The organism is Methylobacterium thuringiense (assembly GCF_022179645.1).
GTDB classification, from domain to species: domain Bacteria; phylum Pseudomonadota; class Alphaproteobacteria; order Rhizobiales; family Beijerinckiaceae; genus Methylobacterium; species Methylobacterium thuringiense.
Map to the genome: position 1 here is coordinate 16,868 of NZ_BPRA01000025.1, position 15,567 is coordinate 32,434.

15 protein-coding genes are annotated in these 15,567 nt (G+C 68.2%); 6 read left to right on the top strand and 9 right to left on the bottom strand.

The genetic code is table 11. From position 1 onward, the window contains the following. Positions 1–25: 25 nt before the first annotated feature. A complete protein-coding gene (locus MFF07_RS20795) occupies positions 26–352 on the bottom strand; it encodes a hypothetical protein (RefSeq protein ID WP_187272502.1) in 327 nt (108 codons plus the stop codon). A 276-nt stretch (positions 353–628) separates the two neighbouring features. Between MFF07_RS20795 and MFF07_RS20800 the strand changes: the two genes are divergently transcribed. Next, positions 629–1,252, top strand: coding sequence for a glutathione S-transferase family protein (locus tag MFF07_RS20800; RefSeq protein ID WP_147816939.1), 624 nt, complete (start codon positions 629–631; stop codon positions 1,250–1,252). Positions 1,253–1,428: 176 nt separating this feature from the next. On the opposite strand, the gene MFF07_RS20805 is transcribed toward MFF07_RS20800, so the two are convergent. Together MFF07_RS20805 and MFF07_RS20810 are read right to left on the bottom strand one after the other, a co-directional pair. Further along, a complete protein-coding gene (locus MFF07_RS20805; protein ID WP_373322410.1) occupies positions 1,429–2,310 on the bottom strand; it encodes a DUF3108 domain-containing protein in 882 nt (293 codons plus the stop codon). Positions 2,311–2,433: 123 nt separating this feature from the next. Then, positions 2,434–2,592 carry a hypothetical protein gene (locus MFF07_RS20810; RefSeq protein ID WP_187272500.1) on the bottom strand — a complete coding sequence of 53 codons (159 nt, stop codon included), beginning with the start codon at positions 2,590–2,592 and terminating at the stop codon, positions 2,434–2,436. Between the two features lie 86 nt (positions 2,593–2,678). On the opposite strand from MFF07_RS20810, the gene MFF07_RS20815 reads away from it, so the two are divergent. Continuing rightward, positions 2,679–2,867 (top strand): DUF2735 domain-containing protein, encoded by a 189-nt coding sequence (locus MFF07_RS20815; protein WP_238232801.1) that lies wholly within the window; start codon positions 2,679–2,681, stop codon positions 2,865–2,867. A gap of 25 nt (positions 2,868–2,892) precedes the next feature. Here MFF07_RS20815 and MFF07_RS20820 read toward each other — a convergent pair whose 3' ends face one another. The 6 genes from MFF07_RS20820 to MFF07_RS20845 all read right to left on the bottom strand — a co-directional run bounded on the left by MFF07_RS20820 (position 2,893) and on the right by MFF07_RS20845 (position 8,493). Beyond that, positions 2,893–4,119 carry an acyl-CoA dehydrogenase family protein gene (locus MFF07_RS20820; RefSeq protein WP_147816973.1) on the bottom strand — a complete coding sequence of 409 codons (1,227 nt, stop codon included), beginning with the start codon at positions 4,117–4,119 and terminating at the stop codon, positions 2,893–2,895. A gap of 155 nt (positions 4,120–4,274) precedes the next feature. Beyond that, entirely contained in the window at positions 4,275–4,595 is a 321-nt protein-coding gene (locus MFF07_RS20825) for an HPr family phosphocarrier protein (protein ID WP_147816941.1), read from the bottom strand. A gap of 277 nt (positions 4,596–4,872) precedes the next feature. Beyond that, entirely contained in the window at positions 4,873–5,274 is a 402-nt protein-coding gene (locus MFF07_RS20830) for a PTS sugar transporter subunit IIA (protein WP_147816942.1), read from the bottom strand. 125 nt (positions 5,275–5,399) lie between these two features. Beyond that, a complete protein-coding gene (locus tag MFF07_RS20835) occupies positions 5,400–5,915 on the bottom strand; it encodes an HPr kinase/phosphorylase (protein ID WP_147816943.1) in 516 nt (171 codons plus the stop codon). After that, positions 5,912–7,750 (bottom strand): sensor histidine kinase, encoded by a 1,839-nt coding sequence (locus MFF07_RS20840; protein ID WP_147816944.1) that lies wholly within the window; start codon positions 7,748–7,750, stop codon positions 5,912–5,914. The genes MFF07_RS20835 and MFF07_RS20840 overlap by 4 nt, the downstream gene beginning before the upstream one ends. A gap of 32 nt (positions 7,751–7,782) precedes the next feature. Further along, positions 7,783–8,493, bottom strand: coding sequence for a response regulator transcription factor (locus MFF07_RS20845; protein WP_147078591.1), 711 nt, complete (start codon positions 8,491–8,493; stop codon positions 7,783–7,785). 291 nt (positions 8,494–8,784) lie between these two features. Here MFF07_RS20845 and MFF07_RS20850 point away from each other — a divergent pair, with 291 nt between their 5' ends. The 4 genes from MFF07_RS20850 (at position 8,785) to MFF07_RS20865 (ending at position 15,542) form a co-directional block, all read left to right on the top strand. Further along, a complete protein-coding gene (locus tag MFF07_RS20850; RefSeq protein ID WP_147816945.1) occupies positions 8,785–9,615 on the top strand; it encodes a HugZ family pyridoxamine 5'-phosphate oxidase in 831 nt (276 codons plus the stop codon). 107 nt (positions 9,616–9,722) lie between these two features. Further along, entirely contained in the window at positions 9,723–12,704 is a 2,982-nt protein-coding gene (locus MFF07_RS20855) for a response regulator (RefSeq protein ID WP_238232802.1), read from the top strand. 147 nt (positions 12,705–12,851) lie between these two features. After that, positions 12,852–14,657, top strand: coding sequence for a translation elongation factor 4 (gene lepA, locus MFF07_RS20860; RefSeq protein ID WP_147816947.1), 1,806 nt, complete (start codon positions 12,852–12,854; stop codon positions 14,655–14,657). Positions 14,658–14,807: 150 nt separating this feature from the next. After that, positions 14,808–15,542, top strand: a complete 735-nt coding sequence (locus tag MFF07_RS20865; protein ID WP_147816948.1) for a hypothetical protein — start codon at positions 14,808–14,810, stop codon at positions 15,540–15,542. The last annotated feature ends 25 nt before the right edge of the window (positions 15,543–15,567 follow it).

Consider the following 15,567-nt stretch of genomic DNA (forward strand, 5'->3'; position numbering starts at 1 on the left):
GTGCCGGCTAATTCAGGGAGCCCGGTCAGGGGTTCCGAGGCCGCGGCGGCCTGCCGCCGGACGGCGGCCAGCCATCATATGGGGCCGGTGGTCGCCCGGGACCAACCTGCGGCGTGAGGATCGGGTTTGCGTAGATGTCGACCCGCGTCGGCGGCTGCTGCGGCGCGAGGTCGGCGCATAGGGTGTCGGGGGTCGCGGTGAGGGGGCCGCGCCGCGGTGCACGGTGCTCGATCACCTGGGCGGAGGAGAATGCGTCGCCGCCGCAATCGCGGCCGCCGGCCGAGAGTTCGCCGGCCTGAGCTGTCGAGGCAGCGCACATCACGGGTACGACGAGGAGAAAGATCCGGCGCATGGACCTATGAAAGCCGAAACGATAAAGATTCCGGTCTACGACCGATCGGCTTCGACGGATCGACCGGCTGCGACCCGGTTTTCCGTTGGTAGGCCCACTACGGCGCCCCCGATCTGTGCACACGGCGTCGAATTGTAGCGAGCGGCGTTGCGTGACGTATTCCACGGTTCGCGGCGGAAATGATGAGCTAAAGCAGCGATCGAGGACGGTTCGGGCAAGCGCCGTGGAAGCGCCCGCTAGCGAGCCGCCTGTCGAACCTTCTCTGGAGAACACGCAGTGATCGTCTACGGAACCGGTTATTCGCCCTTCGTCCGCAAAATCCTCGTCTCGCTGGCTGAAAAGGGCGTCTCTTACGAGCACGTGCCCAACATGTTCCACGCCCCAGATCCCGCCTTTCAGGCCGCAAGTCCGTTCGGCAAGATCCCGGCCATCGAAGACGCAGGCTTCACCCTATCCGACTCGTCCGCAATTCTTTGGTATCTGGAGCGCAAACATCCTTCGCCCGCCTTGCTGCCGACCGATGCCAAGGCCTTGGGTCGCGCCGTGTGGTTCGACAAGTTCGGCGACACCGAGCTTTTTTCAAAGCTGGTGGTGCCCTTCGTCGAGCGGGTCCTCAAGCCCAGTATGATGGGTAGACCGTGCGACGACTCGGCGGTGACGAGAGCGCTGGAGACGGATCTGCCCCCGCTGTTCGACTATCTGGAGAGCCAGATCGCCGGCCCGTTCCTGGTGGGGGATGCCTTCTCGATCGCCGATATCTCGGTGGTCACCGGATTCTACAATTTCGGTCTCGCCGAGTGCTCGGTCGATGCGGGACGCTGGCCGAAGCTCGCAGCTTACGTCCAGGACTCCATGGCGCGCCCCTCATTCGTCGCAGCGATCGAAGCGCGCAAGAGCTGAACCGGCCGGAAGCTACACAGGACCGCATCTTGCGCGTCGCCTCACGGGGCGAGTGGCCGGCATTGGGACGGTGACGACCTCGTAGGATGGCGGAAGCGATCCTGCAGGCGGCGCCAAAAAGGTCGATGTGTCCGGGCGTCGTCAGGTCCCCGGGCGCATCACACATCCAAAGCCGATCAGTGTGCCGCGAGGCTCGCCTGCGCCGTCGGCGTACCACCGGAGCGGCTCCAGCGGGTCGCCTCGATGATGTTGGTGCCGAGCGTGGTGCGCACGGAGATCCGCATCGGCAGCAGCACCCGCGCGCCCTCGACGGGGGCGAGCCAGACCGACATGTCGGTGTTGTCTTCCATGAACTTCACGCCGGGACGGTCCGGGCGGTGGCCGCCGATGGCGACGTAGCGCGCGTTGCAGACGAGGACCGGGCCGCTGTAGCCGGGCTTTTCGATCTGGCGGGTCTCGGCATAGCTCAGCACCACGTTGAAGCGGGTCGCGCCGTCGAAGACCGGCAGGGTGCGGTTGCAATTGGCCGGGTCGGCGAGGTCGCCGCGCCCTTGGGCCGGCATCAGCAGGGCGCTGGCCGGATCGACGATGCCACGCTTGGCCGCGGCCGAGACTGGCACGCGGTCGCCCATGTCGACGAGGGGCGGGGTGATCTCGGCACGCGAGACGTTGCCGTTGGCAAGCGCCATGCGCACGGCGATGCCGGAATTCGAGGTGCGGGTCGCGATGGAGAAGGCGTTCGGCAGCGGCTTCTCGGAAAAGCTGCCGGCGGCGCGGGCCGAGCCCTGGCCGCCGGTCACGGCGCCGACGAGGCCGGTGAGCTGGGCCGAGACGTCCATGCGGTAGCGGCTGCCTTCGAAGGCGCCGGAGATCTGGGCCGTCCCGATCGGGAAGCCTGCGAGATTGACGCCGTAATCGACGACGACCGCGGCCCCGCCGGGGGGAGCCTTCGGCGCCCGCGGACGGGCTTCGGCCGCACTCCCGAGGCCGAGGGCCGCGAGGCCGAGCAAAGCTGCGGCCGAGATGAGGGGGGCGCGCAGGAAGGGCAGGGCGCACATGGTCACGGCTGGGATGTCCTCAGAACGGCGCCCGATCGACGCCGGCACCGCACGCGTCATTACGGTTCCATCGTCCAACCTCATGGTTAACAGACGGTTCTTCGTCGGGAAGTCGCCGACAGGTCACACCCGGTGAATGCGTACCGGCTCGGCCGCCAGCGTCACCCGGCCCCTGGCGGCCGCTGAATGATTTCGGAACTGTTGCTGCAGTTGCTCACGAATGGACTGAAATTCATCATGCTCATAATGAAAGCATTCGCGGCTTTTCATCGTGATGATCATGTTAGAGACTTGAATCGTCTGGTAGACAGACCGAATTGCCAAACAGGTAACGGCAGGATCACGAAAGCAGAGGCGATCCGATGTCTATGAGCAGCCACCAGGAGTCGGCGCGGATCTATCAGTTCGTGCCCAAGGCGCGCATGAACCCGCCGGCTCTGCGCGATCGGACGGCGCCCGTGATCGAGCTCATGCCGCCGCGTCTGCCGCTCTGCGAATTCGGGAGCGGCTCCTATCATGAGGCCGCGATCCAGGAAGACCGCTCCCGCAAGCCGTGAGGGTACGGCTGCGGGGCAGGGCGGCTCATGCCTTCGGCAGCATCCGGTCGCTGATGATCCGGCGTTGGATCTCGCTGGTGCCCTCAAAGATCGTGGTCAGCCGCGCGTCGCGCCAGTAGCGCTCGACGCGCCGTTCGGTAGTGTAGCCGTTGCCGCCATGCAGCTGCATGGCTTGGTTGGTGACCTTCACCGCCATCTCGGTGGCGAGCAGCTTCACCATGGCGCATCCGCTCTCGGCCGGCTCGCCCTCGTCGAGGAGATGCGCAGCCTGCTGCCAGAAGGCGCGGGCCTGAGTGACCTCTGCCGCCATGTCGGCCAGCGCGAAGCGCAACGCCTGGAATTCGCCGATCGGGTGGCCGAACTGCTCGCGCTCCTGCAGGTAGGCCTGCGTGTCCTCGACCGCGGCGCGCGCCACGGCCACTGCCCGCGCGGCCGTGTGGACGCGGGCGATGTTGAGGCCGCGCTGGACCGAGGCGAAGCCGCCGGAATCCGCATCTGCACCCTCGTCACCGTAGAGGCCGGTCAAGCGGTCGCTCTCGGGCACGCGCACGCCGTCAAGCTCCAGCTCGAAGGTGAGGAAGCCGTGATAGCCGATCTTGTCGATCACCGTGCCGGTGACGCCGTCGGGAAACGTGCCCGGCTTCTTGATGACGAGGAACGGCTCCAGTCCGGCCGAACGCGGTTCGCCCTCCTTCGGCTCGCGCGTGCGGGCCAGCACTTCGATGAAGTCGGCGGCCTTGGCGAAGCCGGCCCAGCGCTTGGTGCCGGTGAGCACCCAGTCGTCGCCCTCGCGAACGGCGCGGGTGCGCACGCCCGCGAGATCCGATCCAGCGCTGGGCTCGGAGAGCGAGATGCTGCCGATCCATTCCCCGCGGGCGGACTTGCGCAGCAGCTCGCGCTTGCGGTCGTCATCGAGGGTCTGGGTGCCGAGGCCCTGGCCGCGGGCCAGGATGCTCCCGACGGAGAGCCAAGCGCGCGAGAGTTCTTCCGAGATCAGGCAGTACTCGAAGACGCCGAGACCCATGCCGCCGTACTCGGCGGGGATGGTGATGCCGAACCAGCCCTTCTCCGCCATGGCGTCGATCAGGGAGCGCGGCATCTCCGCCTTCTGCGGGTCGAGCTCGTCGGCGATCGGCATGACCACGTCGCGGGCGAAGGCGCGGGCCTCGCGCTGCAGTCGTACGCGGGTCTCGGTCTTCCAGGGCGAGAGCAGTTCCGGCGGCCGTGGCTGATGGCGGTCCTGCTTCGGCATGGAGGCTCCCGACTGCGTGGCGTTCCGGGTGGAGGCCGCGCCGGCAAGCGAGACCATGCCGACCAACCTAGTGCTGAGGCACCGCATCGCCCACGGGCAAGCTACCGCAATCTCCCGGTTTCGATCGCGGAAGCCTGGACATCGCCGATAAAAAACTACTCGTCTTCGCCGAAGCGGTTGGCGAGCAGCTCCTCGATCGCATCGAGCGCCGCCCCGGCATCGTCGCCGACCGCCGTGACGAAGATCGCCGTGCCCTGGGCTGCGCCGAGCGTCAGCAGGCCCATGATCGAGCGGCCGCCGACCGTCTCGCCGGCCCGCGTCACGGTGACGAGCGCCGAGAAGCGTTCGACCGTCTGCACGAATTTCGCCGAGGCACGGGCATGAAGGCCGCGCCGGTTGATGATCGGCAGCGTGCGCAGCAGCCCGCCCTCGGGGACCTCCGGCGCGGCGTCGTCTGTCTCGAAACTCTCGCTCATCGGCGCGGCGTCGTCCCTAGAGCGCTTTCCGACCAAGTGGATACCGGTCGGTCGAAAGAAAGCGCGGCAAAAAAAAGTCTTAGAGACGCCGAGCCGACGCAATCGGATCGAATACGGCTCTGGCATACGGTCGTGCCGCTGACCGGCATCGGCTGAGCCGGCCTCGTGCGAACGGGACGGCGCCACGGCAGATAGGGCGGTCAAGCTGAACGGCGACCGACGGGACCGAGTCTGCAATCGACAAAGCCGGGTCGGCCGCAGCCTGCGCCTGTCGCGATTATTTGCCGGCCAGCACGCGCGAGGCGACGTTGATGTACTTCCGGCCCGCTTCCTGGGCGTGGAGCACGGCGTCGCCGAGGCTCTCCTCGTCGCGGACGCTGGCAAGCTTGATCAGCATCGGCAGGTTGATTCCGGCGACCACCTCGACCTGGCCGCCGTTCATACACGACAAGGCGAGGTTGGAGGGCGTGCCGCCGAACATGTCGGTGAGCACGACGACGCCCGATCCGGTGTTCACCCGGCCGACCGCCGACATGATGTCGCGGCGACGGAGCTCCATGTCGTCCTCGGGCCCGATCGTGATCGTCTCGATCTGCTGCTGAGGACCGACCACATGCTCGAGTGCGGCCTTGAACTCGGTCGCGAGCAGGCCGTGGGTGACAAGCACCATACCAATCATGGAAGCGCTTTCCGACACCGTCAGAGCGGAGCCGTCAGGTTGTGCAGCGCAAGGTATAGCGCAAGACATTCGCGACGATTTGCTCATTCTCACGCCATCAACATGACATGGCGGCGATGCCGACGCTACACGTCGCAGTGTTCTGCCGCCAACAGAGCGGCCGAGTGCGTCCGCGAAGACACGATCCCGTCTTGCCGCACTGCGGCGAGCGCCTGTCGAATCACGTATGCGCGAGGTTGACGGGGTTCAAGAACGAGTCGCGGCAGTGCGACGCCGAGAATCAGTGTCGGATCGGGCCGTCCGGGGGGCAGGCGCGGGGCCTCCGCGACGAGATCGACGACGAGGCGAATCACGGCCGCCTGCGCGACGTTCACGAGCCGCCGGATGCCGAGCCCCCGGATCTCGATGAGCGCTGCAACCTCCGGATGTCCGCGGGCGACGATCCGGCCGTGGCGCAGGGACAGGAGGACCCGGTCGTCGCCGACGAGGCGGCCATGGCTGCCGGTCGTGTCGGCATGGTCCAGCAATTCGAGGCAGAGCGTGGACTTGCCGGACCCGGCGGGTCCGCGGATCAGGATTCCATGCTCGCCGAGGAGGAGGCAGGTCGCGTGGCAGCCGGTGTCGCCACCTGCCGCGCTCACGCCGCCTTCTCGTCGGTGCCGAACAGGTCGGCGCGCGTGGCGGGCGGCAGGCGTACGATGAAGCGCGCGCCCCGGATCGTCGGCTCGCCGTCCTCGTCTGCGGGGCCCGGCCGGTTCTCGGCGCGGATGCTGCCGCGATGGGCCTGGATGATCTGGCGCGAGATCGAGAGCCCGAGGCCGGAATTCTGGCCGAAGCCCTGTTCGGGGCGGTCGGTGTAGAAGCGCTCGAAGATGCGCTCCAACGCGTGCTCGGGAATGCCCGGCCCCTCGTCCTCGACGATGAACTCGATCTCCTTGGCCGAGCGCCGCAGCGCCAGCCGCACCTTCGCGCCCGGCGGCGAGAACGAGCGGGCGTTGTCGAGGAGATTGTTCACGACCTGACCAAGCCGGCTGTCGTGCCCGATGATGCGGAACGGATCCTCGAGCTCGCCCGGTGGTGATTCCAGATCGAACTTGATGACCGCCGCATTGGAGCGGCGTCGCTCGTTCGCCACGGAGACCACGGTGGTCAGAAGCTTTTTCAGGTCGACGCGGCGCGCCTCGGCGCGGCCGAGCTCGGCGTCGAGGCGCGAGGCATCGGAAATGTCGCTGATCAGCCGGTCCAGGCGCTTCACGTCGTGCTGGATGATCTCGAGAAGGCGACCGCGCGATTCCTCGGTTCTGGCGAGCGGCAGCGTCTCGACGGCGCTGCGCAGCGAAGTCAGCGGGTTCTTCAGCTCGTGGCTGACGTCGGCGGCAAAACTCTCGATGGCGTCGATGCGGCGGTACAGCGCCTGGGTCATCTCGCGGAGCGTTCCGGAGAGATGGCCGATCTCGTCGGTACGGCTGGTGAAGTCCGGGATCTCCTGGCGCGACTTGATGCCCATGCGCACTTTCTCGGCAGCATCCGCGAGGCGGCGCACCGGGCCGGCGATGGCGCCGGCGAGCAGGATCGAGAGCACCAGCATCACCGCGGCGGCGACGAGGAACACCTGAAGCAGGCCGAAGCGCTCGGAGGCGATGACTCGGTCGATGTCGTCGCCCTGGGTCGAGACCATCAGGGCGCCGCGCACGCCGCCGGTGCGCTGGATCGGCACGGCCACCGAGACCACGGTCTCGCCGGAGGCATTGCGGCGCACGATGGTGCCGCGCGAGCCCGACAGGGCCGCCTCGACCTCCTTGAGGCTCTTGCCGTTCTGCGGGCCAACCTCGTCGGCGCCCGTGCGGTCGCCGAGCATCAGGCCGAGAACGCGGATCTGGACGAAATCCCAGGCCTGTTCGAGGAAGTTGCGCTTGCGGCGCGGCAGCGGCTCGGGCCGTGCTCCGTCGCCGCGTGTTGACAGGGAGCGGGTGTCGAAGAGCAGGCCGCCTTCCTGGTCGTAGACCCTTGCGCGATGCCCGGTCGGCGTCACCAGGCGCCGCAGCAGCGGCGCGACCTTTTCCGGGTTCAACGAAAAGCTGAGCGTCGAGGGATCGTCGTCGTCCTTGCCCTCGCCGGCCTGCAGTTGCAGCAGGCGGTCGGGGTCGACCTGGATCGCGTCGCTACCGACGGAGGCCTGTGCGGCGATGGCGCCGGCGATGATCTCGCCCTGCACGAGCAGGCTCTGCACCCGCGCCTGGATCAGCCCCTGCCGGAACTGGTTCAGGTAGAGGAAGCCGAACAGCAGAACGATCAGCCCGACGAGGTTCAGCACGACGATGCGCCGCGTCAGGCTCGACGAGGCGCGCTGGCCGATGCCGTTCCAGAGGTCGCTCAGCCAGTTCAGCGGCGGCTGCCGGAACAGGGCCGCAAGCTTGGCCGATAGGCCGGCCCGGGCTTCGGGGGACGCTGGGTTGCGAAAGAAGGGTGCGAGCATCGCGCTGAGGCGGTCCGACTTCGACTGTGCTCTCACGATTCCTTGAAGCGGTAGCCCACGCCGTAGAGCGTCTCGATCATCTCGAAGTTGGTATCGGTCACCTTGAACTTCTTGCGCAGCCGCTTGATGTGGCTGTCGATGGTGCGGTCGTCGACATAGACTTGGTCGTCGTAGGCCGCATCCATCAGGGCGTTGCGGCTCTTCACGACGCCGGGACGCTGGGCGAGCGACTGCAGGATCAGGAACTCGGTGACGGTGAGCGTGACCGGCTCGCCCTTCCAGGTGCAGGTGTGACGCTCGGGATCCATCATCAGCAGGCCACGCTCGAGCGACCGGGCGGCGGCGTCAGCCTCATTCTTGGCGGCGTTGGCCGGGTCCTTCGGGGCGAAGCGGCGCAGCACCGCCTTCACTCGCTCGACCAGGAGGCGCTGCGAGAACGGCTTATGGATGAAGTCGTCGGCGCCCATCTTGAGGCCGAACAGCTCGTCGATCTCTTCGTCCTTCGAGGTGAGGAAGATCACCGGAAGGTCGGATTTCTGCCGCAGGCGCCTGAGAAGCTCCATCCCATCCATGCGCGGCATCTTGATGTCGAAGATCGCGAGGTCGGGCGGGGAATGCTTCAGACCGTCCAGCGCCGAGGCGCCGTCGGTGTAGGTCTGGATGCGGTAGCCTTCGGTCTCGAGGGCGATCGAGACCGAAGTCAGGATGTTCCGGTCGTCGTCGACGAGGGCGATGGTCGGCATGCGCTTTCCCTGACTAGTCGGCGCGTCGGCGGTCGATCGTAAAAGAGAGCCGCCCCGGCGCCGGTCCTGTTGAACAGGCTGGCCATGACGCGATGACGGCCCGCTTCGGGGGCAGGTCCGGATCGCGTAACAGAGTCAGGTCCTTTACGACCATCGTCGGGAAAAAGCGAGCGTCCGTCATAGCTTGGCCGTATCGGTCCGTGTCCGCGGCGACCCGTCCTCGTGCCGCACCGCTCATCCGCGCTATGCTCCCGTCCCAATCCGGCGCCGCGCCGGGCAGGAGGGACATCGATGTCGGAGAACGGGTCGTCGAACCAAGTCGCTGAGCCGACTGGCGCTTCTCAGCCGCGGCCGCAAGCCCGGCCGCTGCCCGCCGCCGAGGCAGGCTTCGACGCGATCGGCCTCGGCCGGCATCTGCTGCGCACCATCCGATCGGGAGCGCTCGCCACCCTCGATCCGGCGGATGGCATCCCGTTCGCCTCCCTCGTCACCATCGCCACCGACGTCGACGGCACACCGCTGATGCTGCTGTCGCGGCTCTCGGCGCATACGCGCAACCTGATGGCCGATCCGCGCGCCTCGCTGCTGTTCTCGGCCGGCGGCAAGGGCGATCCGCTCGCCCATCCGCGCATCACCGTCACCGGGCGCGCGACCCGGACCGAGGAGCCGCGGGTGCGCGAGCGCTTCATCAGTCGTCATCCGAAGGCGAAGCTGTATGCCGACTTCCCCGATTTCGGCTTCTTCGCCCTGGAGCCGATCGCCGGCCATCTCAACGGCGGCTTCGCCAAGGCCGCGACCCTGACGCCGTCGGACCTCTTGCTCGACCTGTCGCAGGCTGAGGCGATCGTCGCGGGCGAACGCGGTGCCGTCGAGCACATGAATGTCGACCATGCCGACGCGCTGGAACTCTATGCCAAGGGGGCCGGAGGCGAGGGCGGCGGCTGGCGCCTGAGCGGTCTCGACCCCGAGGGCATGGACCTCCTGGCCGGCGACCGCACGGCGCGGGTGCTCTATCCGAGCCCGGTCTCCGACATGGGCGGCCTGCGCAAGAGCCTCGTCACGATGGCCCATGCGGCACGGGCCGGTGGCGAGAGCGTATCGGAGCCGGCGGCAAGTTCCTGACGGCGGTGAGGAAAATCCGCGCGACGCCGGTCCGGTCAACCGTCTGGCAACCATTGATGGTCTAGTTCTCGACCGTATCGGAACGCGTGGAGCAGCGGACTTTCGGGATGATCGGTGCCGCTCGGACGCGTTCCCTCGTCGATTCGCTCGCCCTGTTCGCGTTGGCGCTGGCCGTGCCGCTGGTGATTCTCACGGTCGTCGCGGCGGCCTGCTACGTGCAGAGCGAGCGCTCGCGCCTCACCGCGATCGGCCAGCTCACCGGCGACCACCTGCGCGAACGCGTCGACCGCGAACTCGCCGAGATGACGGCCACCGCCCGCACGCTCGCGACCTCGCCCGCGATCGATGCCGGCGACGACGCGGCCTTCGCGGCCCAGGCGCGGGCCGTCGTCGACGTCAGCCACGTCACGGTGACACTGTCCGAGCTCGATGGCCGCCACCGGGTGAATACGCGCGCCGAGCCCGGCCGGGCGATGCCGACCGTTCCGCGCCCGGCAATCGTCGCGGCCGTCACGGCTTCGCGGCAGCCGGTCGTGTCCGGTCTCATGATCAGCGGCATTACCGGCCGCCGGATCATCGGGGTGCACGCACCCGTGATCCGCGACGGCATCGTGACGAAGCTCGTCTCGGTGGTCGTGCGGGTCGAGCATTTCGAAACGCTGATCGAGCAGGAGGGAATCGCTCAACCCTATTCGGCGACGATCCTCGATGCCGGAGGCGGCATCATCGCGGCGACTTACGCGCCTGTGATCGCCGCTGCGAACGGGGTCTTCGCGAGCGAGGCGCAGGCCGGCGAGGCCGATGCCGGGGAGGTCTCGGGCGAGACCGAGCGGACGCGCGATGCGACCTACGCGCATCGCTCGCAACGCTCCGGCTGGACCGTCGTGACCGACGTGGAGACGGCGGCGCTCGAGGCACCCTTTCGCCGATCGTTGGCGCTTCTCGCCGCGATCGGATGCCTGCTCGCGGCCCTCGGCGGTCTGGTCGCCCTGCCGCTGATGCGCCGGACCAAGGCAGCGTTGCGTGCGCTCGCGGCGGCCGCCGAGGCGGTCGGGCAGGAAAGGCTCGTCCGCCTGGAGCCGAGCCGGCTGCGGGAAGTCGACGTCGTCGGACAGGCCCTCGCGGCGGCCTCCCGCGCGCTCGCGGAGCAACGAGCGACGCTGGACGCGGCGCAGGCCGATCTGGAGGCTCGCGTCGAGCAGGGCGGCCGCGCTCTGGAGGCGAGCCGCGCACAGTCCCGGGTGCTGGCCGACAACGTCAGCGACGTCATCACCATGCGTCGGCAGGGCAGCTACGACCTCAGCTACGTCTCCCCGTCCTGCGCCCGGATGTTCGGTCAAGACGACGATGCGATCGCGGGTTTCGCGATCGCCGACAAGATCCATCCCGAGGACGTCGCGGCCGTCGCGGCCGTGGATGCCGCGCTCGGTTCCGGCCAGTCGAGCGTGACCTGCCTGTTTCGCGCGCTGCACGCCGACGGACGCTGGATCTGGGTCGAGAGCGTCAGCAGCCGGATCGCCTCGGCCGGTCCCGACGAGCCCGACGTCGTCTCGGTGCTGCGGGACGTCACCGAGCGCCAGGGTCATGCCGACGAGTTGCGCATGGCGCGCGACATGGCCGAGCTCGCCCAGGCCAAGGCGGAGAACGCCAACCGCGCGAAATCCGAATTCCTCGCGGTGATGAGCCACGAGATCCGCACGCCGCTCTCCACCATCCGGGGCTTCTCGGAGCTTCTCGCCGACACCGCTCCGTTGAGCGCGGAGCAGAGCCGCTACATCGCACTGGTCGACGACGCGGCGGCGACGATGGTGACGGCGGTGGAGGACATCATCGATTTCGCCAGGATGGAAGCCGGCGACCTGCGCCTCGATCCTCAACCCTTCGGACTCGCCAGCGCCATCGAGGACGTGGCGGTGTTCCTGCGCCCGGTCGCGGCCCGACGGGGTGTCGCCGTCGGCGCGACGATCACGCCCGACCTTCCGCTTCACGTGCTCGGGGACGAGCGCCGGCTGCGCCAGATCCTGCTCAACCTCCTCAACGCGCTGCTCCGGAGCCATCGCGGCGGTCTCGTCACCATCTCCGTCCAGCGCCGGCACGGCGTGAAGGACCGGATCGGCTTCACCATCGCGTCGAGCGGCGGACGTGCGGTGGCGACGGATGCGGTCGGGCTCGGACCGACCATCGCGCAACGCCTGATCGGGCTGATGGGCGGCCGGCTCGATCAGGTGGCCGGCGGCGGCGAGCCGTCGACCTATCGCTTCACGGTGCCGCTGCCCGAGGCCGAGGCTCCCGAGGTGCGCCCCGAGGGCGCCGGCCTGGTGTTCGGCCGTCCCGCCCGCCTGCTCCTGGTCGAGGATCATCCGATCAACCGCGAGGTCGCCTGCAAGCTCCTGGAGCGGGCCGGCCACGTCGTCGACACGGCGAACGACGGCGCGGACGCCGTGGCCGCGGTGCAGCAGCACGGCTACGACCTCGTGCTGATGGACATACAGATGCCCCGCATGGACGGCCTGACGGCCACGCGCCGCATCCGCGCCCTGCAGCATCCGTCCCGGCGGGTGCCGATCCTGGCCATGACCGCCAGCGTCCTGCCCGATCAGGTCAAGGGGTTCCACGAGGCCGGCATGAACGGCTACATCGCCAAGCCGCTGGACCGGAAGGGCCTCTGCGCGGCGGTGGAGGCGGAACTCGCCTCCTCGCTGGTGCTCGAGACCCGTCGCGGCGGCGGCGAGGCGCCGACGATCTTCGACCGCGCCGCCTATGACGGCCTGATCGCGAGCCTCGGGGCCGAGGCGGCACAGAGCGCGCTGCGCGGCTTCATCGTGCTGGTCGAGGCGGCCCACGACGCCGACCCGTCGATCCCCGGTTCCGCCAGGACCGATGCCGACACGATCGCCGTAGCCGCACGCCGGCTCGGCTTCCTCGACCTCGCCTCGTCGCACGATCGCCTCGCGGCGGCCGAGCCGGGCCCGGCCGAAGAGGCCGCCCTGAAACGCGCCCGCGTCGCCCGCGAACTCGCCCGGCGCGTCTTCGACGAACTCGCTTTCAACGATCGCGGCGCGGCCCGGCCCCAGGTCGCGCTGCTCTAAGGCCCATGGGCTCTGGGCGGCGCGTTCGCGTGCCGCCTTGGCGCTGAGGCCTGCCGCTGCTATCTCCCGCGGCTCGGACGCTTCCCTCTTCAGACCTGCCGTGCGCCGCCAGCCCCTCGGACGGGCCGCCTCGCGCCGGGGACCATGATGACCACCGCACCCATCGACAACATCCGCAACTTCTCCATCGTCGCGCATATCGACCACGGCAAGTCGACGCTCGCCGACCGGTTGATCCAGACCACCGGCACGGTCGCGCTCCGCGACATGAGCGAGCAGATGCTCGACTCGATGGATATCGAGAAGGAGCGCGGCATCACGATCAAGGCGCAGACCGTGCGCCTCGAATACCGCGCGGAGGACGGCAAGGATTACGTCCTCAACCTCATGGACACGCCCGGCCACGTCGACTTCGCCTACGAGGTGTCTCGCAGTCTGGCCGCCTGCGAGGGCTCCCTTCTGGTGGTCGACGCCTCCCAGGGCGTCGAGGCGCAGACGCTGGCCAACGTCTACCAGGCGCTGGACGCCAACCACGAGATCGTGCCGGTCCTCAACAAGATCGACCTGCCGGCGGCCGAGCCCGACCGCATCAAGCAGCAGATCGAGGAGGTGATCGGGCTCGACGCTTCGGACGCCGTGGCGATTTCGGCCAAGAGCGGCCTCAACATCGAGGCGGTGCTGGAGGCGATCGTCACCCGGCTGCCGCCGCCGAAGGGCGACCGCGACGCGCCCCTCAAGGCCCTCCTCGTCGACAGCTGGTACGACGTCTATCTCGGCGTCGTCGTGCTGGTGCGCATCGTCGACGGCGTGCTTAAGAAGGGCATGAACATCCGCATGATGCGGGCCGACGCCGTGCACGGCGTCGACAAGATCGGCGTGTTTCGCCCGAAGATGACCGACATCGCCGAGCTCGGCCCCGGCGAAGTCGGCTTCTTCACCGGCTCGATCAAGGAGGTCGCCGACACCCGCGTCGGCGACACGCTCACGGAAGACAAGCGGCAGTGCAAGGACATGCTGCCGGGCTTCAAAGAGGTCCAGTCGGTGGTGTTCTGCGGGCTCTTCCCCGTCGACGCCGCCGAGTTCGAGACCCTGCGCAGCGCCATGAGCAAGCTGCGCCTGAACGATGCCAGCTTCTCCTACGAGATGGAGACCAGCGCGGCCCTCGGCTTCGGCTTCCGTTGCGGCTTCCTCGGCCTGCTCCACCTCGAGATCATCCAGGAGCGGCTCGAGCGCGAGTTCAACCTCGACCTGATCTCGACGGCGCCGAGCGTGGTCTACCGTCTCGCGATGACCGACGGCTCGACCAAGGAGCTGCACAACCCGGCCGACATGCCGGACGTGATGAAGATCACCGCGATCAACGAGCCCTGGATCCGCGCCTCGATCCTGACGCCCGACGAATATCTCGGCGGCGTGCTGAAGCTCTGCCAGGACCGGCGCGGCAGCCAGGTCGACCTCAACTACGTCGGCAAGCGTGCCATGGTCGTCTACGACCTGCCGCTCAACGAGGTTGTGTTCGATTTCTACGACCGCCTGAAATCGATCTCGAAAGGCTATGCCAGCTTCGACTACCACATCTCCGACTACCGCGAGGGCGACCTCGTGAAGATGTCGATCCTCGTCAACGCCGAGCCGGTCGACGCCCTCTCGATGCTGGTCCACCGCTCGCGCGCCGAGCATCGCGGCCGCGCCATGTGCGAGAAGCTGAAGGACCTGATTCCCCGCCACCTGTTCCAGATTCCGGTCCAGGCGGCGCTCGGCGGCAAGATCATCGCTCGCGAGACCATCAAGGCCCTCTCCAAGGACGTCACCGCCAAGTGCTACGGCGGCGACATCTCCCGCAAGCGGAAGCTTCTGGACAAGCAGAAGGAGGGCAAGAAGAAGATGCGCCAGTTCGGCCGCGTCGAGATCCCGCAGGAGGCATTCATCGCCGCACTGAAGATGGACGATTGAGTGGCGGCGTCTGGCCGAATATAGTGTCCGGCAGGCGGCCTGGGCGCGAATTTTGCACCCAGCGGGCGTCAATCAAATCGAAGGAGACTTCGATCCGTGCGCTTCATTTGGTGTGGCCGCTCGAGACGCGGGGGGATCGCAGCTTGGGCGGTGATGGTCGCCGCATCCCTGGCTGGGTACGGTGGTTCGATCGCCGCGGCCGTCGCCGCGGATGAGATCGTGATCGCCACGATCACGGGTGGTCGTCTTTTCGTGCTCGGCACGACCAGCGAGTCTCGCCAGCGCGTCGTCCTGGACGGCCGGTTCGAGACCACCTCCGACGAAGCGAGATCGTTTCAGTTCGAACTCGTCTACCATCCGGCGACCTGCATCGTCGGCGCGACGATCGGGAACGAGACCCGCGAAGCCGTCGTCAGCAATTGCAGTCAACGCAGCGCGACGGCGGATCCGAACCCCGCGACCGCTGTCGACGGGCAGCGTGACCGCCAGGCGATCGTGCCGGCGCCTCCGGCTCCACCGGAGCCGGCGCGACCCCAAAGCCTGCCTGTCGCGCCGGAGGCGCAAGGCGTGGCGGCGCTCCCCGTTCCCCAGGTTCCGGAACCGGATGCCGTGCCGCCCGTCGCCGCGTCTGCGGCCCCGGAGCCGGCATTCGCGCCTCACGCGATGGTGCGCGCACCGCGGCCGCCCCTGCGGCCGTCCGATGCCAGGCTCAAGCCGGCGCCTGCCGCACATGACGAGCGGGCCAAGCACCGTCCCGCTCTGGCGGCTCCGATCAAGCTGGCGTCCGACGGCGTCGCCGAGACGGCGGATCGAAAAGCGAAGCCGACGCCCAAGCCGATCGTGCAAAGACGCAAACCGGTGCCCGCGCAGCCCCCTGTCGAATAGAGCCGCGTTCGGCGGTCCGCCTACG